The sequence below is a fragment of the Stenotrophomonas maltophilia genome (assembly GCF_013464915.1).
In the GTDB taxonomy this organism is placed as follows: domain Bacteria; phylum Pseudomonadota; class Gammaproteobacteria; order Xanthomonadales; family Xanthomonadaceae; genus Stenotrophomonas; species Stenotrophomonas maltophilia_AT.
In genome coordinates this window covers 20,693-45,334 of sequence record NZ_RAVT01000049.1, presented here as the reverse complement: position 1 = coordinate 45,334, position 24,642 = coordinate 20,693, and the positions used below count along the sequence as shown (strand labels likewise).

General features: G+C 67.3%; 20 protein-coding genes and 1 other RNA gene. 13 read left to right on the top strand and 8 right to left on the bottom strand.

What is annotated here, in order from left to right; genetic code table 11:
• Window positions 1-6: 6 nt before the first annotated feature.
• The gene (locus tag D7T59_RS16675) at window positions 7-189 is read right to left on the bottom strand and encodes a hypothetical protein (protein WP_258015393.1); all 183 of its coding nucleotides are present in this window, start codon (window positions 187-189) and stop codon (window positions 7-9) included.
• A 264-nt stretch (window positions 190-453) separates the two neighbouring features.
• On the opposite strand from D7T59_RS16675, the gene D7T59_RS16670 reads away from it, so the two are divergent.
• A complete protein-coding gene (locus D7T59_RS16670; RefSeq protein ID WP_180852899.1) occupies window positions 454-1,170 on the top strand; it encodes a hypothetical protein in 717 nt (238 codons plus the stop codon).
• Between the two features lie 42 nt (window positions 1,171-1,212).
• Here D7T59_RS16670 and D7T59_RS16665 read toward each other — a convergent pair whose 3' ends face one another.
• Window positions 1,213-3,642, bottom strand: a complete 2,430-nt coding sequence (locus D7T59_RS16665) for an autotransporter family protein (protein ID WP_180852900.1) — start codon at window positions 3,640-3,642, stop codon at window positions 1,213-1,215.
• 313 nt (window positions 3,643-3,955) lie between these two features.
• Between D7T59_RS16665 and D7T59_RS16660 the strand changes: the two genes are divergently transcribed.
• Window positions 3,956-7,186 carry an autotransporter family protein gene (locus D7T59_RS16660; protein WP_180852901.1) on the top strand — a complete coding sequence of 1,077 codons (3,231 nt, stop codon included), beginning with the start codon at window positions 3,956-3,958 and terminating at the stop codon, window positions 7,184-7,186.
• A gap of 173 nt (window positions 7,187-7,359) precedes the next feature.
• On the opposite strand, the gene D7T59_RS16655 is transcribed toward D7T59_RS16660, so the two are convergent.
• The 4 genes from D7T59_RS16655 to D7T59_RS16640 form a co-directional block, all read right to left on the bottom strand.
• Window positions 7,360-8,745, bottom strand: coding sequence for an FAD-binding oxidoreductase (locus tag D7T59_RS16655; protein WP_180852902.1), 1,386 nt, complete (start codon window positions 8,743-8,745; stop codon window positions 7,360-7,362).
• Window positions 8,742-9,323: a metal-dependent hydrolase gene (locus D7T59_RS16650; protein ID WP_180852903.1), complete on the bottom strand. Its 582-nt coding sequence runs from the start codon at window positions 9,321-9,323 to the stop codon at window positions 8,742-8,744. The genes D7T59_RS16655 and D7T59_RS16650 overlap by 4 nt, the downstream gene beginning before the upstream one ends.
• A gap of 82 nt (window positions 9,324-9,405) precedes the next feature.
• Window positions 9,406-9,774, bottom strand: a complete 369-nt coding sequence (locus D7T59_RS16645; protein ID WP_180852904.1) for a YraN family protein — start codon at window positions 9,772-9,774, stop codon at window positions 9,406-9,408.
• Window positions 9,764-11,485, bottom strand: coding sequence for a penicillin-binding protein activator (locus tag D7T59_RS16640; protein WP_164137173.1), 1,722 nt, complete (start codon window positions 11,483-11,485; stop codon window positions 9,764-9,766). Before D7T59_RS16640 ends, D7T59_RS16645 begins: the two co-directional genes overlap by 11 nt.
• An 81-nt stretch (window positions 11,486-11,566) precedes the next feature.
• Between D7T59_RS16640 and rsmI the strand changes: the two genes are divergently transcribed.
• Window positions 11,567-12,385, top strand: a complete 819-nt coding sequence (gene rsmI / locus D7T59_RS16635) for a 16S rRNA (cytidine(1402)-2'-O)-methyltransferase (protein WP_057501028.1) — start codon at window positions 11,567-11,569, stop codon at window positions 12,383-12,385.
• 134 nt (window positions 12,386-12,519) lie between these two features.
• Window positions 12,520-12,871, top strand: an RNA gene (gene rnpB / locus D7T59_RS16630) — RNase P RNA component class A.
• A gap of 150 nt (window positions 12,872-13,021) precedes the next feature.
• Here rnpB and D7T59_RS16625 read toward each other — a convergent pair.
• Window positions 13,022-13,501, bottom strand: a complete 480-nt coding sequence (locus tag D7T59_RS16625; RefSeq protein WP_180852905.1) for a DM13 domain-containing protein — start codon at window positions 13,499-13,501, stop codon at window positions 13,022-13,024.
• Between the two features lie 101 nt (window positions 13,502-13,602).
• Complete coding sequence (locus D7T59_RS16620; protein ID WP_180852913.1) at window positions 13,603-14,391, bottom strand: NRDE family protein; 789 nt, start codon at window positions 14,389-14,391, stop codon at window positions 13,603-13,605.
• Between the two features lie 323 nt (window positions 14,392-14,714).
• On the opposite strand from D7T59_RS16620, the gene mraZ reads away from it, so the two are divergent.
• Genes mraZ through murG form a run of 9 tightly spaced genes read left to right on the top strand, consistent with a single transcriptional unit; the run spans window position 14,715 to window position 24,619 of the window.
• Entirely contained in the window at window positions 14,715-15,161 is a 447-nt protein-coding gene (mraZ, locus tag D7T59_RS16615) for a division/cell wall cluster transcriptional repressor MraZ (protein ID WP_004143635.1), read from the top strand.
• Between the two features lie 14 nt (window positions 15,162-15,175).
• Entirely contained in the window at window positions 15,176-16,144 is a 969-nt protein-coding gene (gene rsmH / locus D7T59_RS16610; RefSeq protein WP_164137171.1) for a 16S rRNA (cytosine(1402)-N(4))-methyltransferase RsmH, read from the top strand.
• On the top strand, window positions 16,141-16,404 hold the full coding sequence (ftsL, locus tag D7T59_RS16605) for a cell division protein FtsL (RefSeq protein ID WP_005408074.1): 264 nt from the start codon (window positions 16,141-16,143) through the stop codon (window positions 16,402-16,404). Before rsmH ends, ftsL begins: the two co-directional genes overlap by 4 nt.
• The gene (locus tag D7T59_RS16600; protein ID WP_106549214.1) at window positions 16,401-18,245 is read left to right on the top strand and encodes a peptidoglycan D,D-transpeptidase FtsI family protein; all 1,845 of its coding nucleotides are present in this window, start codon (window positions 16,401-16,403) and stop codon (window positions 18,243-18,245) included. The genes ftsL and D7T59_RS16600 overlap by 4 nt, the downstream gene beginning before the upstream one ends.
• Window positions 18,242-19,750 carry a UDP-N-acetylmuramoyl-L-alanyl-D-glutamate--2,6-diaminopimelate ligase gene (locus D7T59_RS16595; RefSeq protein WP_180852906.1) on the top strand — a complete coding sequence of 503 codons (1,509 nt, stop codon included), beginning with the start codon at window positions 18,242-18,244 and terminating at the stop codon, window positions 19,748-19,750. The genes D7T59_RS16600 and D7T59_RS16595 overlap by 4 nt, the downstream gene beginning before the upstream one ends.
• Window positions 19,747-21,141 (top strand): UDP-N-acetylmuramoyl-tripeptide--D-alanyl-D-alanine ligase, encoded by a 1,395-nt coding sequence (locus tag D7T59_RS16590; protein WP_180852907.1) that lies wholly within the window; start codon window positions 19,747-19,749, stop codon window positions 21,139-21,141. The genes D7T59_RS16595 and D7T59_RS16590 overlap by 4 nt, the downstream gene beginning before the upstream one ends.
• Complete coding sequence (gene mraY / locus D7T59_RS16585) at window positions 21,131-22,216, top strand: phospho-N-acetylmuramoyl-pentapeptide-transferase (RefSeq protein ID WP_010481929.1); 1,086 nt, start codon at window positions 21,131-21,133, stop codon at window positions 22,214-22,216. The genes D7T59_RS16590 and mraY overlap by 11 nt, the downstream gene beginning before the upstream one ends.
• 1 nt (window position 22,217) lies before the next feature.
• A complete protein-coding gene (ftsW, locus tag D7T59_RS16580) occupies window positions 22,218-23,537 on the top strand; it encodes a putative lipid II flippase FtsW (RefSeq protein ID WP_106549217.1) in 1,320 nt (439 codons plus the stop codon).
• Window positions 23,534-24,619, top strand: coding sequence for an undecaprenyldiphospho-muramoylpentapeptide beta-N-acetylglucosaminyltransferase (murG, locus tag D7T59_RS16575; RefSeq protein WP_180852908.1), 1,086 nt, complete (start codon window positions 23,534-23,536; stop codon window positions 24,617-24,619). The genes ftsW and murG overlap by 4 nt, the downstream gene beginning before the upstream one ends.
• Window positions 24,620-24,642: the final 23 nt, after the last annotated feature.

Genomic DNA, 24,642 nt, shown 5'->3' with positions numbered 1-24,642 from the left:
ATGCCATTACGCCGCCCGCAGCGGCACATCCACATGCTCGGCCAGCCCGCGGCAGGCCAGCAGCAGGCCTGCCCGTGCGTCGTCACCCAGCGGTTGGCCGCCCTGGCCATCCAAACGGACGCGCGCGCTGGCGTGCAGCAATTCCAGCAGGAAGGTCAGCCCGGCAGTGGCAAGGTCGATGCGCGCCATAGCCATCTGTTGGCCCTGTGGTGACGAGTCATGATTCACATGGGGCATCAGCGATTCCAATGAGAATCGTTTCAAATCTCGAAGAACAGGTAGTCCCATGAATGCAGGACATTGATCATCTGCATCAGCGTGATGGTGCTGATTGCGTCATGTTCTGCCGAACTTCCCTGAGTGCTGAAAGTTGCGGATAGTGTCTGGACAACAGTAGCGAGGGTGGGCAGTGCGATGACGGCAGATGAATCACAGCGGGAATTTGTACGGAACGTGCTTGCTTCGCTGATTGAAAGCCTGGAGAAGGATCCTGCGCAGAGACATCGCTTCATTGCGGCGGTGAACAAGAAGACAACTGCCATGACCGGAATGCCGCGCGATGGTGGGGATGCGAACTGGGCGGCCTTGGCGATGCTCCAGGGCTGCCTCGTCGCGCGGGCCGAAGCGCTCTACGGGTCGGCAGGACGTCATCGCGTCCGCGAACTTCCGTTCTTCATGGATCAATTGCCTGGGTCCAGCAATCGGCTGAATTCCGGCGTTTTCAACTGCGGAGAAGATGATCTGTACGGGATCGGAATCGGCGGCGGCTCCGTTATCTGGTCTGACGTGATCTATGAGCTTGCCCACGAGAGCCTGCATCTGCTTGATCCGATCGCTGACGTCGCGGTCACGCCTGTAGCCGCCATCGAGGAGGGCGTGGCCGTGAAGTTCGCCGAGGTCGTGTATTCAGAGTACATGCGGCCCCATGGTGCCACGCAGCCGGTGGGCTCGCGCGCGGTTGCCTACGATGCCAACTACCGTTCGGCGTATGAGTCCACTCGCAAGATTCCCGACAACGATCTGAAGCGTGTCAGGGCGCACTTCGGAAAATTCTCTGCGGTGACCGACACTGCAGCGTACCGCGCATGCGTTGATGCCCACGTTGATGACGAAGAGGCGCAGGCGCTTGCTGCACCGTTTGTCTACCGACAACTGGCGAGCCGTGGTTGAGCAGAAGCACCGGGCAATTGCCTACCCGGTGCCTCCCTTGCCTTACCACTTATAGGCAACGCTCACGTTCGCCGTCGCTTCGCGGTAGCCGTGGTCGCCGCGCATCACGCCCAGCCCGCCCCAGGCACTCAGGCCGGACTGGAAGTCCACACGCGCACCGGCGTTCAACTCGTAACGGTTGCGCGGCACGCTGGCCTTCAGCGCTTCATCGTCGAAGGCCATGCCATTGCTGGCACCGTCGCGGTACCAGTTGGCCACCACGTACGGGCTCACCGAAGCACCCGCAGCGGAATGGCCTTCACCCTGCAGGCGCAGACCAGCGCGACCGGACAGGCCGCTGTCACCCAGGCTGCGCACCACGGTGCCATTGGTTTCTTCATGACGGTCGATGTTCGCATCGGTGTAGACCAGCTGCAGCTCCGGCTGCAGGCTCAGCGCGGTGCTGCCGATCTGGCCGATGCCGAAGCGGTAGCCCGCTTCCAGCGAGGACTGCCAGATGTCCGAGTCGTAGCGTTCCTCGGCCAGGCCTTCGCCCTGTACGCGGTTGCGGAACTGGCCGCGCTGCACGCTGGCATCCACGTACAGCGCATCGGTCGTCCAGTTGCCATACACGCCCAGCGCGCCACCTTCCACCTTGCCCTTGGCGCTATAGCCGGTCAGCAGCGAGCGCGAGGTGGCGCTGGACTGGGCCACGGTGCCCATCACGCCCACGCGGCCGTGGCCGTCGTCGAACACGCCCAGGTCAGCACCCAGTTGCAGGCGCGAGCGGTCCACGCGCAGGTCGAGCTGATCTTCCACCGCCGACAGCTTGCTCTGCGTGCCGTCCACGCGCGCCCAGCCGCGCACGCCGTCGTCGGCGCGGCTGCCGCCCTGGCGGTCGCGCCACGGGTGGCGCAGCAGCTGGTCCAGCGCGAACTGGTTGGCCAGGTAGGCGCCGGCCTCCGGGCGCAGCACCGGAATCGGGGTGATCGGGTCCACCGGGTCGATCGGGTCAATGGGGTCGACCGGATCAATCGGGTCGACAATCAGCTGGCACTCCGGCAGCGTCGGGTTGACCACGCACGGGTCCGGCGCGGTCGCCAGCTGCGAACGCAGGTACCAGCCGCCGTCGGTCGCATCCTTGAACAGGAAGTACTCGTAGGAGCCGCCCACCGCGCGGCCGACCAGATCGAACTGCGCGTTGGACGCGCCGCCGATGCGGATCAGCTCGATGCCCTTGCTGGTCTGCGCGCCGGCGCCGCCAGCGTTGTGCACGCGCACGTTGGCCTGGCCGTTGGCGTCGCCGCTGATGATCAGCCTGTCGGTGGCCGAGCTGTCATCGCCCAGCACGGTGTTGAAGCCAAGGGTGCCGCCATTGCCGGTGAAGCTGTCCACGTTGAGCGTGTTGAAGCTGCTGCCATCGCCCAGTGCTACCGTACCGGTAGCGCCGAGGTTGATCTGGCCAACGTTGCTGTCGCCGGTCAGCAGCCAGGCGCTGTCGCCGTCGATGCTGGCGCTGGAAACGTTGATGAAGCGGCCATCGATCTGCGCCTCGTTGCGCAGGATCACGTCCAGCGTGCCGTTGGTGACGGTGGTGGGGTCGAAGGTCACGTTGCCGACCAGGCGGGAGTCATCCACGGTGAAGCGCACGTCGGTGCGGGCAGGAGATGCAAAGTTGAGGGCGTTCTCAACCAGCAGCACGTTGCCATCGCCACCGATCAGCTGCGATCCATTGGCCACGGTGATGTCGTAGGTGTTGTCATACAAAGGCATCACGCGAATGGCCGCGCCCCGGCCAGATTGCAGCGTGGAGTTGTCGATGTTAAGTCGCACCGCGCCAGCGTTGAGCCGTTCTCCCCAGAGCATGGCGCCCACGTTGGCGGCGAGGATGCGTGAGCCATTGATGATGTCCATCTCGCCGCGCATCACGCGGATTCCCAGGCCGCTCAGGTAGTCCCGGCTGGTGTCCGGTGCGTCATCCACTTGGATCAGCGTGGAATCGATGACTGCATGTGAGGGATCCTGAGCACCTGCGCCGGCTGCAGACACATCTACGCCCCAGGACGAGCCAACGGTGGGGTCCATGCCAGCGGACGTCACCAGGATGCTGCTCCCGGAAATGCTCAGGGTGCTGCCACCCTGCACACTGATGCTGTCAAGGACGGCGCTGTTGTTGCCGATGCGCAGCGATGCGTGATTGGACGCCCGGATCGCGTAGCCATCGGCCGGGCTGGCGGGCGTCACCGTGGCGCCATCGAGGATGACCTCGGACGCGCTGGCATCGATACGGTGGGTAGTACCGCCGGTTACCGTCAACGTTGAACCGTTGGACAGCCTCCAGGCTTCCACCGGATCGCCAGCGACCACCTCGGCCTGCTCGTTGTCCAGGTCGCCAGCCCATGCGACGGGCGCTGCGGAAGCCGTGGCCAGGGCGAGGGCCAAGCTGCGGCCGAGCGGATGGAGGGACAGGGGAGAGTGGCTACGGTGGTTCATGGTGCGTCCTCAGGTTGGCTAAACAGGTGGACACATCGAGAGATCCGGGTTCACGCAGATCGCGTATTGACGCGTGCCGGGTGAAGGATTTGTGATGGCCGAGCGGTGTCCGAGCGGTGTTCGAGCGGCGCAAGTGTCGGTTTCGGCCACGAGCATTCCCATGCAATTTGTTGCAAAGCGCGCTTGCTCACCGTCGCTGGCATCCTTTCCATTCAGTTGAGCTGACACGGCATCACCGCCTGCTTGCAACTTCTTCGATGGTGGAGCCATCGCGCGGTACTGAGGATGTGCATCCCTTCTGATGAGATGCGTGATGCACATGCAACGACCTTCCCGTTCTCCGTTGACGCTGGCGCTGGCGGCGGTGTTCCTGTCGCCTGCATATGGATGGGCGCAGCAGATCATTGCTGATGGCGATGAGCAGCATCCTGCGCCTGGGCAGTACCACACGACTGAGCCGGTGACGCCGGGTGACCTCGCAGGCCATGCCTTCCTGGCCCTCAATGGAGGGCGCATCCAACCAACGGGCGCGGTGCATCTGATCACAGAGGGGCGCAATGCGCACGCAGCCCATGCCGAGGGAGCGGGCAGCCATATCACGTTGCAGGGCGGCAGCATCGTCACCTCCGGGGCTGGCGCTGCAGGACTCTCCGTGGCGGCGGGTGCTTCGTTGACTGCTGTGGGCATTGCGGTAGAGACACGGGGCAACAGCGCGTACGGCCTTCGGATCGAGGGCGGCAGCGCGCATCTGGAGGCGGTGTCCATCCTCAGTAGTGCCCATGGCGTGTGGTTGGCCGACGGCGATCTGCAGATGCGAGGGGGAAGCATCGCCCTTGCCGGTGGCTCAAACAGCGCGCTGCGGGCGATGGCGGGCAACGCCACGCTGACAGACGTAGCCATGGACCTGGGCGGCGGCAGCGGCACGGGCGTACTGGCCAGTGGTGCATCGCAGGTCGACCTGCTTGGAGGGCGCATCGTGGGCACCGGATTTTCCAGCAGGGCGGTGCTTGCCGAGAACGGCGCGCGGGTATCGCTGACAGGCTCCGTCATCGATCTGCAGGGAGGAGGCACCGGCCTCAATGCGCGGCAAGGTGCAAGGGTGGACGCCGATACCCTGCAGATCACGGTCGCGGCAGATGGCCGCATCGCAGAGGTCCACGAAGCCGAGCTGAGCCTGCGGAACTCGACGTTGCGCGCGGGGACCGGCATCTGGATGGGCGAGCGCGGGCAGGTCACTCTGGACAGCGTCGATCTGCGAACCGAGCAGGCGTCCGTTGAGGTCCAGGGCAACGGTGGTGCGATGACGATTACGGGCTCCCGGCTGGAGTCCAACACGGGCTCTGCGATCTGGATGCCGCGCGTCGCGCAGTTGACGTTGCACGACAGCGAAGTGCTGGCGCACGGCACTGCGCAACCCGCGATTGACGTTCGCGCCGGTCTGGTTCACGTCACCCGCAGCAGTGTGCGCGCCGACGGTGCATTCTCGCCTGGGATCGTGGCACAGGATGACGGCGGTGGCAGGCCACTGGTGAACATCGACGCGTCCAGCATCCGCACCGATGGTGAAGGTGCAGCGGCAGCTGTTGCCTGGAGCGGTGGCACGCTGAACATCGAGCGGAGCCATCTGCTGACCACGGGGCGAGACTCGCCCGGCGTGGTATCGGCAGGAGCAGGTGCGATGCATCTGATCGATACGCATGTGCGCACTGAAGGTGAAGGCAGCTGGGCTGCGATCGTCAATGATCGTGGTCGCCTGCAGGTTGATGGCGGCTCGTTGATAAGTGCGTGGCACGGCGGCGTGTGGGTACGCAGTACGCGGGATCCGGGCCTCACCCTCGGCGGTGGAGCCGTGGTGGCGGGCGGCAACGGTATCGGCGTGGCGTTGGATGCCGCCGTTGCCGGTCGTTTCGATGTGGCATTGGACGGTGATTCGTATCTGTTCGGCGATATCGTCATCACCCCGGAAGACGAGGCCGCCGGCCTGGTGCCGCAGTCGCAGGTGCATCTGGCATTGTCCGACCGCAGCGTCTGGACGGGAACGTCGCAGCTGCTGGAGAGCGTGGCGCTGGCGGGGGAAAGTCGATGGACATTGACCGGCGATGCCGTTGTGGGTGACCTGGAAGTGCGCGACAGCACCGTGGCGCTGTCCGAGGGTAATGGTCGCTTCAACACGCTCACCGTGGATGGCGACCTGCACAGCGAAGGCGCCACCTTCCTGTTCAACGGCGCACTGGGTGATGACAGTTCGGTCATCGACCGCCTGCATGTGCGCGGTGATACCAGCGGCGATGCCTCGATCAGGGTGAGGAACATCGGCGGTATGGGTGCGGACACCGTCGATGGCATCGGCGTGATCGACGTGGACGGTGCATCGCTGGCGACCTATGCGCTGGCCGGGCGCGCGGTCGGTGGTTCCCATGAATACTTCCTGTTCCAGGGCGGGCTGACCGATCCCAACGATGGCAACTGGTACCTGCGTTCGCAGCTGGGTGATCGCTGTGAGCTTGTTCCGACTGCACCGGGGTGCGAGGTTGCGCCGGGCCCCGGCCCCGGCCCCGATCCGGGCGAGGGCGGTGAGGGGGGCGGCGAAGGCGGTGGTGGCGTCGGCCCGATCCTGCCGCCGCCGGTGCTGCGCCCGGAAGCCGGAGCCTACCTGGCCAACCAGTCGGCGGCGGTGAACATGTTCGGCCACCGTCTGCATGATCGGGGTGGGGCGTTGTCGCCGCAGCGTGACCGCCATGCCTGGGCGCGCGTGGGCCGCAGCCATGCCGATTTCAGCGCCGTTGGCGGACAGCTGTCGGTGGACGGCAACACCTCGGTGCTGCAGATCGGCAGCGATGTGCTGCGTCGTGGCGATATGTCATTCGGCGTGATGCTGGGCAACGGCCGTGCCGACAGCAGCGTGGTGTCAGCGCTGACCGGCTACAGCGCCAAGGGGCGTGTGCGTGGCACCGCGGTGGGTGTGTACGGCACGTGGCTGCAACAGGGCGATGCAGGCATCGGAGCCTATGTGGACGCGAACCTGCAGTACGGCCGTTTCGACAACCGGGTGCAGGGTATCGGGCTGGAACCGGAGAACTACGACTCGCACATGGCCAGCGTGGCATTGGAAGGTGGCTACACCTTCAATGTGTGGGAGGGCGTTGCCAGCGTGTTGTATGTGCAGCCGCAGCTGCAGCTGAACTATGTTGATTTCCACTCCGATCGCCACCTGGAAACGAATGGCACGGTGATCGACCGCGCGGATGCCGGCGGCCTGAGCGGACGCGTGGGCGTGCGTGTATCTGGTCATAGCACTGCCGCCGGCAACACCGTGCAGCCGTATCTGGGCGTGAACTGGCTGCGCGGCAGTGGCACCAGTACGTTGCAGTTCAACGGTGGCACGCTGGGTGCGGACGTACCGCGCAACCGCTACGAAATGCAGGCCGGTGCCGAGCTGAAGCTGGGCCAGCGCTGGGGTGCGTGGGGTGGCATGACCGTGCAGCGTGGTGACCACGGCTACCGCAACGTGGGCGGCCAGCTGGGTGTGCGCATGACCTGGTAAGAGAGGGTGACGGGGTCGGATCCCATTGCCATGGCAATGGGCTCTGACCCCTCACTGCTTGTAGAGCTGAGCCCACGCTCGGCTCATCGCGATCTGACCGAAAGGCAGCCGAGCGTGGGCTCGGCTCTACAGAACGATCGCCCCGGTAGCACCGGGCCATGCCCGGCGGAACGTTACACCGGCGGCAGCACCTTGCCCGGGTTGAGAATCCCATCCGGATCCAGCGCGGCCTTGATCGCGCGCATCGTCGCCAGCGTTTCCGGTGTGAACGCCTTGGCCATGAAATCGCGCTTGGCCAGGCCGATCCCGTGTTCGCCGGACAGCGTGCCGCCCAGCGCCAGGGTCAACTCGAAGATCTTCGGCAGCGCCGCATGCGCGCGCGCGTTCTCGTCGGCATCGTCGGGGTGGTAGAGGATGTTGACGTGCAGGTTGCCGTTGCCGGCATGGCCGAAGGTGACGATGGTCAGCGTGTAGTCGCGCGCCAAGGCCTGTACGCCGGCCACCAGTTCCGGAATGCGCGATACCGGCACCACCACGTCTTCGTTGATCTTGCCTGGCGCGACGCTGCGCAGCGCGGGCGACAGCGCCTTGCGTGCGGCCCACAGCTGGTCGCGCGCGCGTCCTTCCATCGCTACGTCCAGTTCGATCATGCCGTCACCCTCGGCAGCGCTGGCCAGTGCCTGCAGCAGGTAGGGCAGGGTGTCGTGGTCGCCATCGGCTTCGACCAGCAGCATGGCGCCAGCCTCGGGCACGTCGGCGCCGTTGAGGCGCAGCAGTTCCAGGCTGCGTGCATCCATGAATTCCAGGCGGGTGGGCACCACCGGCTGCGACATCAGCCGCGATACTGCCGCAGCGGCGGCATCGGCATCGCGGTACAGCACGCGCAGGCCGGCCTGACTGACCGGCAACGGGGTCAGCTTCAACGTGGCTTCCACGATCAGCGCCAGCGTGCCTTCGCTGCCCACCAGCAGGTGGGTCAGGTCGTAGCCGGTGGCGTCCTTGGTGTAGGCACCGCCGCAGCGGATCACCTCGCCGGTGCCAGTGACCGCCACCAGGCCCAGCACGTTGTCGCGGCTGGTGCCGTACTTCACCGCGCGAGGACCACCGGCATTGCAGGCGAGGTTGCCGCCGATGCTGCAGATCTCGGCGCTGGAAGGATCCGGTGCCCAGAACAGGCCATGCGGCGCCAGCGCCTGCTGCAGGGTGCCGTTGAGCACGCCCGGCTGCACCACGGCGCAGCGGTCACCGGCACGGATCTCGACGATGCGGTTCATGCGCGTGAACGACAGCACGATGCTGCCCGGCAGCGGCACGGCTGCGCCGGTGGTGCCAGTGCCCGCACCGCGTGCGACCAACGCTACGTGGTGTGCACGGCAGGCGCGGACCAGTGCCTGCACCTGTTCGACATCGGCGGGCAGCGCAACGGCGGCAGGGCGCTGATTGCGCCACGAATTGTCCTGTGCGTTTGCCTCCAGCGCGCCGTCATCCATGCGCCAGCCCTCCGCGCCCAGCAGGGCAGACAGTTCGGCAACCAGGGCAGCAGGCAGGGCAGTACTCATGATGGATCTCGTGGGGCAGCAGGAGCGGGTTGGATCAGTTTCCAGGCAACGACGGCGGCAGCCAGCGGCAGCCACACCCAGCGCAGTTCAGAAAGCAGGGTGGCCAGGCCGCGTGCGCTGAAGAACTGCGGCGCGAACGGTGAAACGCGGATCGGTCGCCACGGTGCGAAGAAGCGGTGTTCGCTCCACGGCCAGGCGAGGGCAACGCCGAGGCCGCCGGAGGTCATTGCATCCAGCAACGGGTGGCTGGCCGCGCAGACGAAGACGAACACCGCAGCCTGCACGGTAGATGCCCACCTTGGTTGGCACGAAACGGCCGACCAAGGTCGGCCACTACCGAGGTGCTGCAGAATCGCCGCAAACGCGGCCAGCACGCAGGCGAAGAGCAGCGAATGGCTGGCCCCGCGGTGTCCGAACGCATCGGCATAGGGAATGTGCAGGGCGAAGGCGAGCACGTCGGCATCGGGCAGCATCGCAGCGATCACTCCGGCCGCAAGCAGGCGTGGCGGGATGCGGCCACGGTCGGCCGCGCACCACAGTGCCAGCGGCACGGCCGCGTGGGTAATGATCGAAGGCATCAGTCACGCACCGGGGTAGTGCCGGCCGCTGGCCGGCAGTCGCTCGTGGTAGTGCCGGCCGCTGGCCGGCAATGGGCAGCCATCAGCAATCATCCAACCGGAACGCATCGCGCAACCAGTTCAACTGTGGCGGTTCACCCGTGGCTTCCACCACATCGAAGCGGCACGGCGCATCGGCCAGCGCGGGATTGTCCTGCAGGTACAGCTGCGCGGCATGCGCCAGACGTCGGCACTTGCGCACATCCACCGAGGCAGCACCGCCACCGAAATCGGATCGCGCGCGGTAGCGCACTTCCACGAACACCACGGTGCCGGCGTCATCCATCACCAGGTCCAGTTCACCGCCGCGGTAGCGCACGTTGCGCGCACGCGGATGCAGTCCGGCCTGTTGCAGATGCTGCTCGGCGGCGGCTTCCACCGCCGAGCCCCGTTGGCTGCGCTCAGCGACCACCGACGATCGGCATCGGCCGGCCACCATTGAAGGTGGACCACGCCGGCTGGCGCAGGATGTTGCCGTTGCTGTCCAGGAACAGGGTGCCGGTGGCACCGTCCAGGCCGCCTTCGTTGGACAGCTTGTCCAGGTAGGCCGTGATCTTCCAGGCATCGGCGCCGAAGGCGAACAGGCGGCCGGCCGCACCGCGTGCGCTGGGCAGGGTGCTGGCGACCTGGCTGGCCGAGGGCAGGCCGGACACGCTGCGCACGTTCCAGGCCTCGTTCGGGTAGACGATGCCGTCCAGCGCCACGTCCTCTTCCACCTTGCCGCTGCCGACGGTCAGCTGCGAGGTGCCGACGCGGGTGGCGCCACCGGCACCGGCCAGTGCCAGCTGCGGCGCCAGCAGGCGGGCCTGCGGCGCGCGCACGGCCAGGAATACGGCATCGACCTGGCCGGCATTGCGCACCTGCGCGCCGACATCGCCGACCGCATCGCTGACGCCGACCGTGGCCACCACCTGGCCGCCACGCTGGGCGAAACGCTGGGCGAAGGCGGCGGCGGCACGGCGGCCGGTGTCGTCGGCGCTGTTGATCACCAGCGCCTTGCCGCGCTCGCGGCCGCGCAGGTATTCGGCGGCAACGATGCCGTCGTCTTCCGGTGCCAGCGAGAAACCGGCGCTGCCGGCCGGCGGCGCATCCTTGCCACGGTTCAGCGCCAGCACCGGCACCTGCAGCTGCTGGCGGCCATAGACCGCATCCACTTCGTCACGGCCCAGCGGGCCGACCACGAAGTCGGCACCGGCGGCGACGGCCTTGTCATACGCTGCCAGCGCACCGGCCGGGGTACCGGCGGTGTCGATGAAGTTGATGTCCGGGCGGCGGCGGGTCTCGCCGTAGTAGGCGGCCAGCAGGCCATCACGTACCGGCTGTGCGGCGGTGGCCAGGCGGCCGCTGAGCGGCAGCAGCACGGCCAGCTTGGCCGGCGGACGGTAACCGTCGCTCATTGCCGGCGGGCGCTTGCTGGTATCGAACTGGGCGGCGCCATCGCGGTCGAACGGTCGCGGCAGCGGCAGGCCGCGTGCGATCAGCGCCCGGCCAGCGAAGTTGTACAGCGGGTCGTTGGCCGGCAGGGCGGCGGCACGGCTGCGCAGGGTAGCGTCGTCGAGCGTACCGAGCAGGCCGGCAATGGCGGCCTGGTTCTCGCTGCGTGCGCTGCCGGTCAGGCCGGCATGGGCGCGGGCACGCTCGTTGGCGGCACCGAAGGCATCGCCGGTGCCCTGCAGGGCCTGGGCGCGGGCCAGCAGCCAGCGGGTGCGCAGGCCGACCGCAACGCTGTCGGCATGATCCTTCAGCAGGGCCAGCGCCTGCGCCGGCTGCTTGTCGGCCAGGGCCAGCTCGGCACCGGTCAACTGGTAGCGCTGCAGGCTGGCGCCGGTCAGCTGGCGGGCAGTGAGCTGGCCCAGCAGGCTGCGTGCGCGGGCACTGTCGCCGGCCAGGTGCCAGGCCCAGGCGGCATCGGCCAGGGCATTGGCACGGGCGCCGCCGCGCAGGGTGGCGGCCAGGCCCTCCAGCTGCAGAGCGGCGTCGCGCGGCTTGCCCTGTTCGATCAGCGCCAGCGCCTGGCTCTGGGCCGGCGATTCGGGCGCGCTGGTCAGGCTGGTGGTGGCACAGCCGGCCAACAGCATCAGCGACAACGACAGGGCGGAGATCCGTGCGGCGGGCTTGTTCATGATCGGGTCCATGCGATGAGGGCAGCGGCCTTGGCCGGGTACACGCTACGATTCTACCCTTGCCCCGTGAGTACCGCTGAAATGAGTGTCCCAACCCTGTACGTCGTCGCCACCCCGATCGGCAACCTGGCCGATCTGAGCCCGCGCGCGCAGGAGGTGCTGCGTTCGGTGGCGGCCATCTGTGCCGAGGACACCCGCCGCAGCGGCCAGTTGCTGTCCCATTTCGGCATCCAGCAGCCGCTGGTGGCCCTGCATGAACACAATGAAGAGGCCCTGGCCCAGCGCCTGGTCTCGCGCCTGCAGGCCGGCGAGTCGCTGGCGCTGGTCAGCGACGCCGGCACCCCGCTGGTCAGCGATCCCGGTTTCCGCCTGGTGCGCGCCGCGCGGGCGGCCGGCATCAAGGTCAGCCCGATTCCCGGGGCCTGCGCCGCCATCGCCGCGCTGAGCGTAGCCGGCCTGCCCAGCGACCGCTTCAGTTTCGAGGGCTTCCTGCCGGCCAAGGCCAGCGGCCGCCGCGACCGCCTGCAGGCGCTGGCCGGCGAAGTGCGCACGATGGTGTTCTACGAATCCTCGCACCGCATCACCGAGTCGCTGGCCGACATGGCGGCGATCTTCGGTGGCGAGCGCCCGGCAGTACTGGCGCGCGAGCTGACCAAGCTGTTCGAGACCGTGCTGGATGGTGATCTGGCCGGCCTGCTGGCCAAGGTGGAAGCCGACGAGAACCAGCGCAAGGGCGAGTTCGTGGTGATGGTGCAGGGCGCTGGCGACGATGAGGAAGCGCAGCTGGCGCATGGCCGTCGCGTGTACGCCAAGCTGAGCGAGCATCTGCCGCCGTCGACCGCGGCGAAGCTGGCCGCCGAGCTGACCGGCGCGCCGCGCAAGGCGTTGTACGGCAGTTGATGGATCGTGCGGACCAGGGTCCGCAGCCACCGGAACAGCGGAATCGGTAGATCCACGCCATGCGTGAATGGATGAACGGGACGCTGTGATCAGCACGCCAGGATGGGTGTGCGTACGCTAGAATGCGCGCTGGCGGAGCCGGCCAGACAGTCGCGTCATCCTTTCGGGGGTGCCGAGGAAAGTCCGGGCTCCATAGGGCAAGGTGCCAGGTAACGCCTGGGCGGCGCAAGCCGACGGAAAGTGCAACAGAAAGATACCGCCTACGTCTTCTTCGGAAGGCCGGTAAGGGTGAAATGGTGCGGTAAGAGCGCACCGCGAGTCTGGTAACAGACCGGCACGGCAAACCCCACCTGGAGCAAGACCAAATAGGGATCCTTTGGCGCGGCCCGCGTTGGATCCGGGTAGGTTGCTTGAGCGTTGCGGTGACGTAACGCCTAGAGGAATGACTGTCCACGACAGAACCCGGCTTATCGGCCGGCTCCGCCTCCTTCTTCTATATGCGTGAACCGCGCATCGGTAGTGCCGGCCGCTGGCCGGCAACATCCTGATCTCCGGACGCATCAAGCCGTTGCCGGCCACGACGCGCGGGGTCAGAGCCCTTTCCTGCGGAAAGGGATCCGACCCCGGTGCCATGGCTCAACCCGGCGTACGGTACTGCCCGGCGGAAATGAACTGCTCGAACCGTTCACACCACACCACCACGGTGGTGTAGTCGTCCACGTTGACGCTTTCGGGCACATCGACCAGGAACCGGTTGAAGGTCTTCACCTCGCCGATGCGCTGGGCCTGCGCCTTGATCTTCAGGAAATCGGCCTTGTTGTCGACGAAGTCGCGGACCAGGTAGACCTTGTAGTCCGGCCCCGGGCCCATCTTGCCGTCGAACGCGACCTGGCGCGGGCTGACGCTGACGTTGCCTTCGGCCCAGTGCACCGCATCGCTGCCCTTGAGGTCGCGGCGGAAGGTGGTGTGGTAGCGGGCGTCGCCCATGGCCGCCTGCACCTGCGCCACCGGCGGGTCGTCGGGGGCGATCAGGATCGGCAGCAGATACACGCCCAGGCCGAAGCCGAGGCCGAGGGTGAGCAGGTGGGTGGCGGCAAGTACGAGAACACGGCGCATCGATGACTCCCTGTGAATCGGTGGGGCGCGCGGCAGCGCCGCGCCCGGTCATCGTGTGGCGTGCGTGCAGACATTTATAGACACAGAAAACAGGTACAGGGTCAGAAGTCGACGCGGCTCTGGCCGAGTGCGACGCCCTGCGGGCCAAAGCGACGTTCGTGGATCTGCCCGTGGCCATCAGCGTCGATCAGCAGCACGGTGCTGGCGCGGGTGCCGTAGTCGTCGCCGCGGATGAAGGCCGGGCTCAGCCAGCGTTCGCGTTCCAGGCCGATGCCGGTGTCGGGCAGGTCGCGGTCGACCGGGCGGTGTTCGTCGGCGAGGGCCTGCCAGAGTGGGGTCAGGTCTGGGGTCAGAGCCCTTTCGCTCTGCGAAAGGGATCCGATCCCGTCGTGCTGCAGCCAGTTTTCAAGCGCAGCCATCAGCCGCCGGGTCTTCGGCCACGGCGCGTCCAATGCGCCGTTGGACATGCCGTGCACGCCGGGGCCCAGGCTCTGCCGTTCGGCCGGATGGTTGCCCAGATACTCCAGGCTGTCGCCATCGGCCAGCAACAGGTTGAACGGGGCGTAGGCGCCCGCCACGGTCGCCAATCGGTCGATATGCACGGCGGCCGGGTCGCGCCCGCGCAGGAAGTCGGCCACCAGCGCGCCCCGCGACGGGCCAGTCTGTGCGGCCAGTGGATCGCGGACATTGGTGACCACGGCCATCCGCCCGCCGGCACCCACGCCGGCCCAGCCGCCGCCGGAGCGCAGGTCGCGCCCCCCGATGACGGAGGTCTCATCCTGCCAGGGGGCCAGCGCCGCGGTCGGGCGGGCGTGGAACTCATCACGGTTGCCGGTCATCACCAGCCGCCAGCGCGGGTGGTGCATCCAGCCAAGAGCGAGCAGGCACATGGCTTCATTGTGCATGGTTTGCGCAGTCCGGCGGCGTTTCCGGCCGGTTCCGGATGAATGCGCGGGCGATGTTTCACGCCCTGTCCACAGCCCTGAACTTCCGTTCAATCTCAAAAATTGAGACGGATCAGCAACTTGTGGATAAGCCTTGAACAATTCTCTAAAGGTTGTTGCAAGCCATTGATGCGGCTGGCGATTTCCCCGCTGAAAAGTTGTTGACAACCCTTCGGCCGCTGCTAAGGTGGGCATCAGAGGGAAATCCGGGTGTTTTGTGGGTTTTCGTGGTTCAATGTTTCACCGGGCGAAGGATAGGTGCACGCGTCGTGTTCCAGGGCGAGACGGCCATCACAGTTGACGATAAAGGGCGCATGGCGGTTCCCACCGCTTACCGCGACCTCGTCGCGCGCGCCAGCAACAACCGTCTCGTGCTGACCTACAACCCGTTCGAAGCCGGCTGCCTGTGGCTGTATGCAGAGTCGGAATGGGAACGGGTCCGCGACGACGTCATGTCCAAGCCCAACACCCAGCGCGTCGTGCGCCTGTTGCAGCAGAAGCTGGTCGGCTCGGCCGCCCATCTGGAGCTGGACGGCAACGGTCGCATCAGCATCCCCGCCAGCCACCGCGGTGCGGTGGGCATTGAGAAGAAGGCGGTATTGCTCGGTATGGGCGACAAGTTCGAATTGTGGAGCGAGCAGGCGCATCGGGCCCTGATCCAGCAGACGTTGTCTGACGAGGATCTGGGTGATGGGTTGCTCGACCTGAAGTTGTGAGCCGGGGTGCCCGGATGCGCCCAGAAGCGCAGACCGGTCACCTTCCGGTGTCGCAGTCGCCGGCGGTGCACCTGCCGGTCCTGTACACCCAGGTCATCGAAGGCCTGAGGGTGATCGAAAACGGACGTTATCTGGATGGCACGTTCGGTCGTGGCGGTCATGCACGTGGCGTGCTCACCCAGCTCGGTCCCGAGGGGCGCCTGCTGGTCATGGACAAGGATCCGGAAGCCATCGCCGTTGCCGAGCGCGATTTCGCGCCGGACCCGCGCGTGTCCATCTTCCGTGGCAGCTTCGCCCAGCTGCTGCAGTGGGATGCGACGGCTGAAGGCCTGGACGGCGTGCTGTTCGATCTGGGCGTGTCGTCGCCGCAGCTGGACGTGGCCGAGCGGGGCTTCAGCTTCGGCAAGGACGGCCCGCTGGACATGCGCATGGACCCGGACAGCGGTGAAAGCGCCGCGCAGTGGATCAACCGCGTGGAAGACCGCGAGATCGCCGACGTGCTGTGGACCTATGGCGAAGAACGCCAGAGCCGCCGCATCGCGCGTGCCATCGTGGCGCGCCGCGAGAAGCAGCCGTTCACCCGCACCGCCGAACTGGCCGAGCTGATCGCCTCGGTGATGCCGCGTGGGAAAGACAAGATCCACCCGGCCACGCGCAGCTTCCAGGCCATCCGCATCCACATCAACCGCGAGCTGGCCGATCTGGAAGCCGGGCTCGATGCGGCGGTGGAACGGCTCAAGCCCGGTGGCCGGCTGGCGGTGATCAGCTTCCACTCGCTGGAAGACCGCATCGTCAAGCAGTACATGAACCGCCTGGCCAAGGCGCCGCCGGCCAACCGCCGCCTGCCCGAGGCGGTCGCGTTCGTGCCGACGCTGGACCTGATCGGCGGTGCCATCAAGGCCACCGACGAAGAGCTGGCTGCCAACCCGCGCGCCCGCAGTGCGGTGCTGCGCGTGGCCCAGAAGCGGGAGGCCGATGCATGAGCCGGCTGCTGCTGATCATCCTGTTGGCCTCGACCGTGGCCTCGGCGATCGGCGTCGTGTTCGTGCGTCACCGTCACCGGCAGACGTTCATCGAGCTGTCGCGCGCCGAACGCAAGCGCGATGACATCAACCTCGAATTCGGCCGCCTGCAGCTGGAGCAGGCGACCCTGGCCGAAGCCAACCGAGTCGATCGCATCGCCCGCGAAAAGCTCGGCATGAAGTTCCCCGAAGCCGGTGACATCGTGGTGGTGCGGCCATGAGCAAGACCGGCCGCAACCGCCCGCGCAACGCCTTCAACCTGCGCCAGCGCCTGCGCTGGGTCGCGCTGGCGCTCGGCCTGTGCTCGGTGTCGCTGGTGGGTCGCGCCGCCTACGTGCAGATCATCAACAGCGACTTCTACCAGCGCCAGGGCGAGGCCCGCTACCTGCGCGAGCTGCCGATCAAGACCTCGCGCGGCATGATCACCGACCGCAACGGCGAGCCGCTGGCGGTGTCCACGCCGGTTGCTTCGATCTGGGTCAATCCGCAGGATCTGCTGCGTTCGCCCGAGCGCATCCCGGAGCTGGCCCAGGCGGTCGGCATGTCGGTGGACGAGTTGAGCAGCCGCCTGTCGCAGAAGTCGGACAAGGAATTCATGTACCTGCGCCGCCGGATCAATCCGGACGAGGCAGAGAAGGTGGTTGCGCTGAAGATTCCGGGCGTGGCCGCGCAGCGCGAGTTCCGCCGCTTCTACCCGCAGGGTGAGGCGATGGCGCACGTGCTCGGCTTCACCAACATCGACGACCGCGGCCAGGAAGGCCTGGAGCTGGCGTTCGACGAATGGCTGCGCGGCAAGGCCGGTGCCAAGCGGGTGATCCGCAACCGCAAGGGCGAAACCGTCGAGAGCGACCTGCTGCGCGCCGCCGAGCCGGGCAAGGACCTGACACTCAGCATCGACCGCCGCATCCAGTACCTGGCCTTCAAGGAACTGCGCAACGCGCTGGTGGCCAACAAGGCAGCCGGCGGTTCGATGGTGATCATGGACGTGACCACCGGCGAGATCCTGGCCATGGTCAACCTGCCGACCTACAACCCGAATTCGCTGACCGGCGCGCTGCCCGATGCGCGCCGCAACCGTGCGGTGACCGACCTGGTCGAGCCGGGTTCGACGATGAAGCCGTTGACCATCGCTACCGCGCTGCAGGCCGGTGCGGTGACCAAGGACACCATCATCGATACCAACCCGGGCTACATGCAGGTAGCCCGCTTCACGATTCGCGACGTGCCGCGCAACAACGGCGTGCTGAACGTGACCGGCGTGATCACCCGCAGTTCCAACATCGGCGCGGCCAAGGTCGCGGCAAAGATGCCGGACCAGGTGTTCTATGACGGCGTGCGCCGCTTCGGCTACGGCTCGGTGCCGCACAGCGGCTTCCCGGGTGAATCCGGTGGCGTGGTGCGGCGCCCGGCCAACTGGGACGGTGCCACCAAGACCACCATGTCCTACGGCTACGGCCTGAACGTGACGCCGCTGCAGATCGCCACCGCCTACTCGGCGCTGGCCAATGGCGGCAAGTTGATCGCGCCGACCTTCGTCAAGGGCCAGCGCAACGAAGCGCATCAGATCATCGACGAGAACGTCGCCAGGCAGGTGGTGGCGATGATGGAAACGGTGGTTACCCAGGGCGGCGCCAAGCAGGCAGCGGTGCTGGGCTACCGCGTGGCGGGCAAGACCGGTACCGCGCGCAAGACCGGCCCCGGCGGTTACGAGCGCGGCCACTACAACGCGCTGTTCGCCGGCGTGGTGCCGGCCACCAACCCGCGCTTCGCCACCGTCATCGTCATCAACGACCCGCAGGCCGGCAAGTTCTACGGCGGCCTGGTGTCGGCGCCGGTCTACCACAACGTGATGGAAGGCACCCTGCGCCTGATGGACGTGCCGCTGGACGACCTGCAGTCGTGGCTGGCCGCACAACAGTCCGGCAAGGTCGGCCACTCGGCCTCGATCCTGCCCGCGCCGCCGGCCGAAGCCGCGCTGCCGGCCGATGCCGCCGCTGAATTCGATGCTGCGCTGCCCAGCGCGCACGCCCAGACGCCGCCCGCTACGGGAGGCACGCAATGAGTCCTTCGATGTTGCTTTCGCAGTTGCTTCCGGACGTCGCTCTTGCAGGGCACGACCCCGTTCTGACCGGCCTGGTGCTGGACAGCCGCGCCGTGCGCCCCGGCAATGCCTTCGTCGCGATCGCCGGTTTCGGCGCGCATGGCCTGGGGTTTGTCGAGCAGGCCCGTGCGGCCGGCGCCGGCGTCATCCTGTTCGAACCGCCGGCACCTGCCGAGCTGCCGGCCCCGGCCGATGCGATCGCGGTGCCGGGCCTGCGCGCGCGCATGGGCGCGATGGCCGACCAGTTCCATGGCGCACCGTCGCGGGCGATGGCGATGGTGGGCGTGACCGGCACCAACGGCAAGACCTCCACCGTGCAGCTGCTGGCCCAGGCCTGGCATCTGCTCGGTACGCCCAGTGGCAGTATCGGCACGCTGGGCGCCGGACTTTATGGTGCGGTTGAGCCGACCGGCTTCACCACGCCGCTGGTGCTGCAGATGCATGCGTTGCTGGCGCAGCTGCGCGACGCCGGTGCGCGCGCGGTGGCGATGGAAGTCAGCTCGCACGCGCTGGACCAGGGCCGCGTCGACGCCGTGCACTACGACGTGGCGGTGTTCACCAACCTCACCCGCGACCATCTGGATTACCACGGCGACATGGCCAGCTACGGCGCGGCCAAGGCGCGGCTGTTCCATCGCCCGGGCCTGAAGGCGGCGGTGATCAACCTGGACGACGCCTTCGGCCGCCAGCTGTTCGCCGGCCTGCCGGCGGGCGTGCAGCCGATCGGCCTGAGCTCGCGCGGTGCCAGCAAGGCCAGCGTTCGCGCCGAAGCGCTGCAGCTGGATGGCCGTGGCATTGCGTTCGAACTGGTCATCGACGGCCAGCGTGCGGCGGTGCAGTCGCCGCTGCTGGGCCGCTTCAACGTGGACAACCTGCTGGCGGTGGCCGGTACCCTGCATGCGCAGGGCCAGCCGCTGCCGCGCATCGCCCAGGTGCTGTCGGCGCTGCAGCCGATCCGCGGCCGCATGAACCGCCTCGGCGGCGAAGACGGTCTGCCGACTGTGGTGATCGATTACGCACATACCCCGGACGCGCTTGAACAGGCGCTGGACAGCCTGCACGGCCATCTGCAGGGCACGCTGTTCTGCGTGTTCGGCTGCGGTGGCGAGCGCGATACCGGCAAGCGCCCGCAGATGGCGGCGATCGCCGAGCGCCTGGCCAACCAGGTCATCGTCACCGACGACAACCCGCGTGGCGAGGATGGCGATGTGATCGTGGCCGACATCCTCGCTGGCTTCACCGATGCCTCCGCCGTGACCGTGCAGCGCAACCGTGCGCGTGCGATCGGCCTGGCGGTGAAGCGTGCCGGTGCCGGCGACATCATCCTGATCGCCGGCAAGGGCCACGAGCCGTACCAGGAAGTGAACGGCGTGCGCCATGACTTCGACGATACCGAAGTGGCCGCCGCTGCACTGGCGGCCAAGGCCGGCGTTCTAGCAGCCCAGGCCGGGGAGGGCGCCGCATGAAGCGCACCCTGCTTTCGCTGATTGCACACTGGGCCGGCGGCGAGATCCACGGCGACGACGTGGCCATCGACGCGGTCAGCAATGACACCCGCAGCCTCGGCCCGGGCAGCCTGTACGTGGCGTTGCGCGGCGAGCGTTTCGATGGCCATGACTTCGCCGCCGATGCGCTGGCGCGTGGTGCCAGTGCGCTGCTGGTCGAGCGCCTGCTGCCGATCGAGCTGCCGCAGGTGCTGGTGGCCGACAGCGAGCTGGCGCTGGCGAAGATCGCCACCGGCATGCAGCGCGATCGCGGCACCGAGGTGTTCGCGATCACCGGCAGCAACGGCAAGACCAGCGTGAAGAGCCTGCTGCTGTCGATCCTGCAGCAGGTGTCGCAGCACGCGCACAAGGTGGTCTACGCCAACCCGGGCAACCGCAACAACGAGATCGGCCTGCCGCTGGCGGTGATCGACGCGCCGGAAGATGCCGACTACGCCGTCTACGAGATGGGCGCCGGCAAGCCGGGCGACATCGCCTACCTGACCGATATCGCCCGCCCGCGCTATGCGCTGGTCAACAACATCGCCCCGGCCCACCTGGAACGCATGGGCAGCCTGCTCGGCGTGGCAGTGACCAAGGGCGCGATCTATGCCGCATTGCCGGCCGATGGTGTGGCGGTGATCAACACCGACGATGCCTACGGTCGCTGGTTCGAACAGCATTTCGTCGGCACCCCGCCGCGCTGCCGCGTGCTGCGCTACGGCCTGGAACATACCGCCGAGGTGACCGCGCGCGACATCCGCGCCGGTGCGCAGGGCAGCCAGTTCACCCTGGTTTCGCCGGCCGGTGAAGCCCGCGTGGTGCTCGGCCTGCCGGGCCGCCACAACGTCAGCAATGCGTTGGCTGCCGCCAGCCTGGCGCTGGCCGCTGGTGTCGACCTGGCGCTGATTGCCGCCGGCCTGGCCGAAGCGCAGCCGGTGCCGGGCCGCCAGATCGCCCATCAGCTGCGCAACGGCGCGGTGCTGGTGGATGACAGCTACAACGCCAATCCCGGCTCGCTGGCTGCGGCCATCGATGCCCTGGCCGCGGCCCCGGAAGAGGGCTGGCTGGTGCTGGGCGACATGCGCGAACTGGGCCCGGACGCCGAAGCGCTGCATGCGCAGGCGGGCATCCGCGCACGCGCTGCCGGACTGAAGCGGCTGTATGCGCTGGGTCCGCTCAGTGCCGCCGCTGCGGCCGCCTTCGGTGAAGGCGGTCGCCATTTCGCTACCCATGGTGCGCTGTCACAGGCGCTGCAGGATGAGTTGCACGCTGGTGTGCGCTGCCTGGTCAAGGGTTCCCGTGGCAGTGCCATGGACCTGATCGTCAAAGCGCTGCTGGCGCAAGGAGAGGAATCCCCGCATGTTGTATGAACTGGCTCGATGGTTGCAGCAGTTGGAGAGCCTGTTCGGGCTGTTCAACTACCAGACGTTCCGCGCCATCCTTGCCGCGTTGACGGCGCTGTTCCTGTCGCTGTGGCTCGGCCCGGCGATGATCCGCAAGCTTGCCCAGTTCAAGGGCGGCCAGCCGATCCGCAAGGACGGCCCGCAGACCCATTTCTCCAAGGCCGGCACGCCGACCATGGGCGGTTCGCTGATCCTGCTCACCATCACCCTGTCGGTGCTGATGTGGGCCGACCTGCGCAACCGCTACGTGTGGCTGGTGCTGGCGGTGATGCTGTGCTTCGGCGCCATCGGCTGGTATGACGACTGGATCAAGATCGTCCGTCGCGACCCGAACGGCCTGAAGTCGCGCTGGAAGTACCTGCTGCAGTCGATCTTCGGCCTGGCCGCTGGCCTGTTCCTGTTCTACACGGCCGACGTGCCGGCAGCGCTGACCTTCTACATCCCGATGTTCAAGTCGATCGCGCTGCCGCTGGCCGGCATCGGCTTCGTAGCCATCGCCTACTTCTGGATCGTCGGCTTCTCCAATGCGGTGAACCTGACCGACGGCCTGGATGGCCTGGCGATCATGCCGACCGTGCTGGTGGCCTGCGCGCTGGGTGTGTTCGCCTACGCCTCGGGCAACGTGGTGTTCGCCAACTACCTGCAGATCCCGCAGATCCCGGGCGCCGGCGAGCTGGTCATCATCTGTGCGGCCATCGCCGGTGCAGGCCTCGGCTTCCTGTGGTTCAACACCTATCCGGCCATGGTGTTCATGGGCGACATCGGTGCGCTGGCGCTGGGCGCGGTGCTGGGCACGATCGCGGTGATCACCCGCCAGGAACTGGTGCTGGTGATCATGGGCGGTGTGTTCGTCATCGAGACGCTGTCGGTGATGATCCAGGTCGCCTCGTTCAAGCTGACCGGCAAGCGCGTGTTCCGCATGGCGCCGATCCACCACCATTTCGAACTGAAGGGCTGGCCGGAGCCGCGCGTGATCGTGCGCTTCTGGATCATCTCCGTCGTGCTCGTGCTGATCGGCCTGGCCACGTTGAAGGTGCGCTGAGATGAACGACCTGTCCCGCCAGGCAACACGCCTTGAAGCCATCGAAGGCAGCTACGACAAGTGGCTGCTGGGCGCGATCATCGCGCTCACCGGTGTCGGCGTGGTGATGGTGGCGTCCAGCTCGATCGCACTGATGAGCAGCCCGTTCTACTACCTCAACCGCCACCTGATCTTCCTGGCGGTCGGTATCGTGCTGGCGGTCATCGCCGCCCGCACCGAGCTGAAGTCGATCGAGCAGTACAACCAGATGCTGCTGCTGGGCTGCTTCGTGCTGCTGCTGGCGGTGTTCACGCCGGGCCTGGGCAGCACCGTCAACGGCGCGCGCCGCTGGATCAACCTGGGCATCTCCAAGTTCCAGACGGTCGAAGCGGTAAAGGTGCTCTACATCGTCTGGCTGTCCAGCTACCTGGTGCGTTTCCGCGACGAGGTCAACGCGACCTGGCCGGCGATGCTCAAGCCGCTGGGCGTGGCCGGTGCGCTGGTGGTGCTGCTGCTGCTGCAGCCGGACTTCGGTTCGTCCACCCTGCTGCTGGCGATCACCGCCGGCATGCTGGTGCTGGGCGGTGTGAACATGCCGCGCATGTCGATGCCGGTGATCATCGGCCTGGTGGGCATGAGCGCGCTGGCGATCATCGAGCCATACCGCATGCGCCGCATCACTTCCTTCCTGGACCCGTGGGCCGACCAGCAGGGCGACGGCTACCAGCTGTCGAACGCGCTGATGGCAGTGGGCCGTGGTGAGTGGACCGGCGTCGGCCTGGGCAACTCGGTGCAGAAGCTGTACTACCTGCCGGAAGCGCACACCGATTTCATCTTCTCGGTCACTGCCGAGGAATTCGGCTTCCTCGGCACCTGCGTGATCGTGGCCCTGTACGCGCTGCTGGTCGGCCGCACCTTCTGGCTGGGCATGCGCTGCGTGGAAATGAAGCGCCACTTCTCCGGTTACATCGCCTTCGGCATCGGCCTGTGGATCAGCATGCAGACCTTTGTCTCGATCGGCGTGAACCTGGGCATCCTGCCGACCAAGGGCCTGACGCTGCCGCTGATCTCCTCCGGCGGTTCGTCGGTGCTGATGACCTGCGTGGCGATGGGCCTGCTGCTGCGCGTGTCCTATGAACTCAAGCGCGCCGAGCGCCGCCAGGCCGTGCGTATCGGTGGCGCCGAAGACGTTGCTGCCGAGCCGAGCGACGAGCCGGCCGCGCCGGTGGCCGCCAGCGTACCGATGAGCGCCGAGCCGGTGGCTGCCGCTGCGCCGAACGCTGCGCGTGGCACCAGCCGCCTGCAGTCGCGCATCGAACCGACCTTCGGGAGGCTGTCATGAGCAGCGCTTCCAACGCCCGCCCGGTGATGATCCTGGCCGGTGGTACCGGCGGTCATATCTTCCCCGGCCTGGCCGTGGCCCGCGTGCTGCGCGAGCGTGGCGTGCCGGTGACCTGGATGGGCGCCGAAGGCGCGATGGAAACCCGCCTGGTGCCGCAGCACGACATCGCCATCGACACGCTGGCCATCACTGGCCTGCGCGGCAAGGGCAAGCTGGCGTTGCTGGCCGCGCCGTGGCGGCTGATGCGCGCCCTGCGTGCGGCCGGCATGATCATCCGCAAGCGCCAGCCGCGTGTGGTGGTGGCCTTCGGTGGATTCGCCTCCGGTCCCGGTGGCATGGCCACGCGCCTGCATGGCCTGCCGCTGATCGTGCATGAACAGAACCGCGCGCCGGGCCTGACCAATCGCATCCTGTCGCGCTATGCGCGCCGCCTGCTGACCGGTTTCCCGGGCACCTTCGCCGCGCGCGAGGAGTTCGTCGGCAATCCGGTGCGTGCGGAAATCGCCGCCATCGCACCGCCGGAACAGCGCTTCGCCGACCGCCATGGCCCGCTGCGCGTGCTGGTGGTCGGTGGCAGCCAGGGTGCACGCGCGCTCAACACCGGCGTGCCGCAGGCCATCGCTGCGCTGGGCGCCGCGGTGCCGGTGCAGGTACGCCACCAGAGCGGCGAAAAACTACACGCCGAAGCGGTCGAGGCGTATGCCAAGGCCGGTGTGCAGGCCGAAATCACCCCGTTCATCGCCGACATGGCCGAAGCGTTCGCCTGGGCCGACCTGGTCGTGTGCCGTGCCGGTGCATCGACCCTGGCCGAGCTGTGCGCGGTGGGTGTCGGCAGCGTGCTGGTGCCGTTCCCCGCTGCCGTCGACGATCACCAGACCCGCAATGCGGAGTATCTGGTCGAGCGCGGCGCGGCGGTGTTGCTGAAGCAGGACGGAACGCTGGCCGACGGCATTGCCGCACTGCTGCGCGATCTGTCCGAAAATCCCGCCCGCCGCATGCAGATGGCGCAAGCCGCGCGTGCCCTGGCCAAGGTCGATGCCGCCGAGCGCATCGCCGATATCATTCTCGAGGAAGCTGTATGAAGAAGGCATGCCACCGCGCCTGC

Coding starts and splice junctions, on each gene's coding strand:
- D7T59_RS16675 (WP_258015393.1), bottom strand. CDS start 189: ATGGCGCGCATCGACCTTGCCACTGCCGGGCTGACCTTCCTGCTGGAA.
- D7T59_RS16665 (WP_180852900.1), bottom strand. CDS start 3,642: ATGAACCACCGTAGCCACTCTCCCCTGTCCCTCCATCCGCTCGGCCGC.
- D7T59_RS16660 (WP_180852901.1), top strand. CDS start 3,956: ATGCACATGCAACGACCTTCCCGTTCTCCGTTGACGCTGGCGCTGGCG.
- D7T59_RS16655 (WP_180852902.1), bottom strand. CDS start 8,745: ATGAGTACTGCCCTGCCTGCTGCCCTGGTTGCCGAACTGTCTGCCCTG.
- D7T59_RS16650 (WP_180852903.1), bottom strand. CDS start 9,323: ATGCCTTCGATCATTACCCACGCGGCCGTGCCGCTGGCACTGTGGTGC.
- D7T59_RS16640 (WP_164137173.1), bottom strand. CDS start 11,485: ATGAACAAGCCCGCCGCACGGATCTCCGCCCTGTCGTTGTCGCTGATG.
- rsmI (WP_057501028.1), top strand. CDS start 11,567: ATGAGTGTCCCAACCCTGTACGTCGTCGCCACCCCGATCGGCAACCTG.
- D7T59_RS16625 (WP_180852905.1), bottom strand. CDS start 13,501: ATGCGCCGTGTTCTCGTACTTGCCGCCACCCACCTGCTCACCCTCGGC.
- D7T59_RS16620 (WP_180852913.1), bottom strand. CDS start 14,391: ATGTGCCTGCTCGCTCTTGGCTGGATGCACCACCCGCGCTGGCGGCTG.
- rsmH (WP_164137171.1), top strand. CDS start 15,176: ATGCGCCCAGAAGCGCAGACCGGTCACCTTCCGGTGTCGCAGTCGCCG.
- ftsL (WP_005408074.1), top strand. CDS start 16,141: ATGAGCCGGCTGCTGCTGATCATCCTGTTGGCCTCGACCGTGGCCTCG.
- D7T59_RS16600 (WP_106549214.1), top strand. CDS start 16,401: ATGAGCAAGACCGGCCGCAACCGCCCGCGCAACGCCTTCAACCTGCGC.
- D7T59_RS16595 (WP_180852906.1), top strand. CDS start 18,242: ATGAGTCCTTCGATGTTGCTTTCGCAGTTGCTTCCGGACGTCGCTCTT.
- D7T59_RS16590 (WP_180852907.1), top strand. CDS start 19,747: ATGAAGCGCACCCTGCTTTCGCTGATTGCACACTGGGCCGGCGGCGAG.
- mraY (WP_010481929.1), top strand. CDS start 21,131: ATGTTGTATGAACTGGCTCGATGGTTGCAGCAGTTGGAGAGCCTGTTC.
- ftsW (WP_106549217.1), top strand. CDS start 22,218: ATGAACGACCTGTCCCGCCAGGCAACACGCCTTGAAGCCATCGAAGGC.
- murG (WP_180852908.1), top strand. CDS start 23,534: ATGAGCAGCGCTTCCAACGCCCGCCCGGTGATGATCCTGGCCGGTGGT.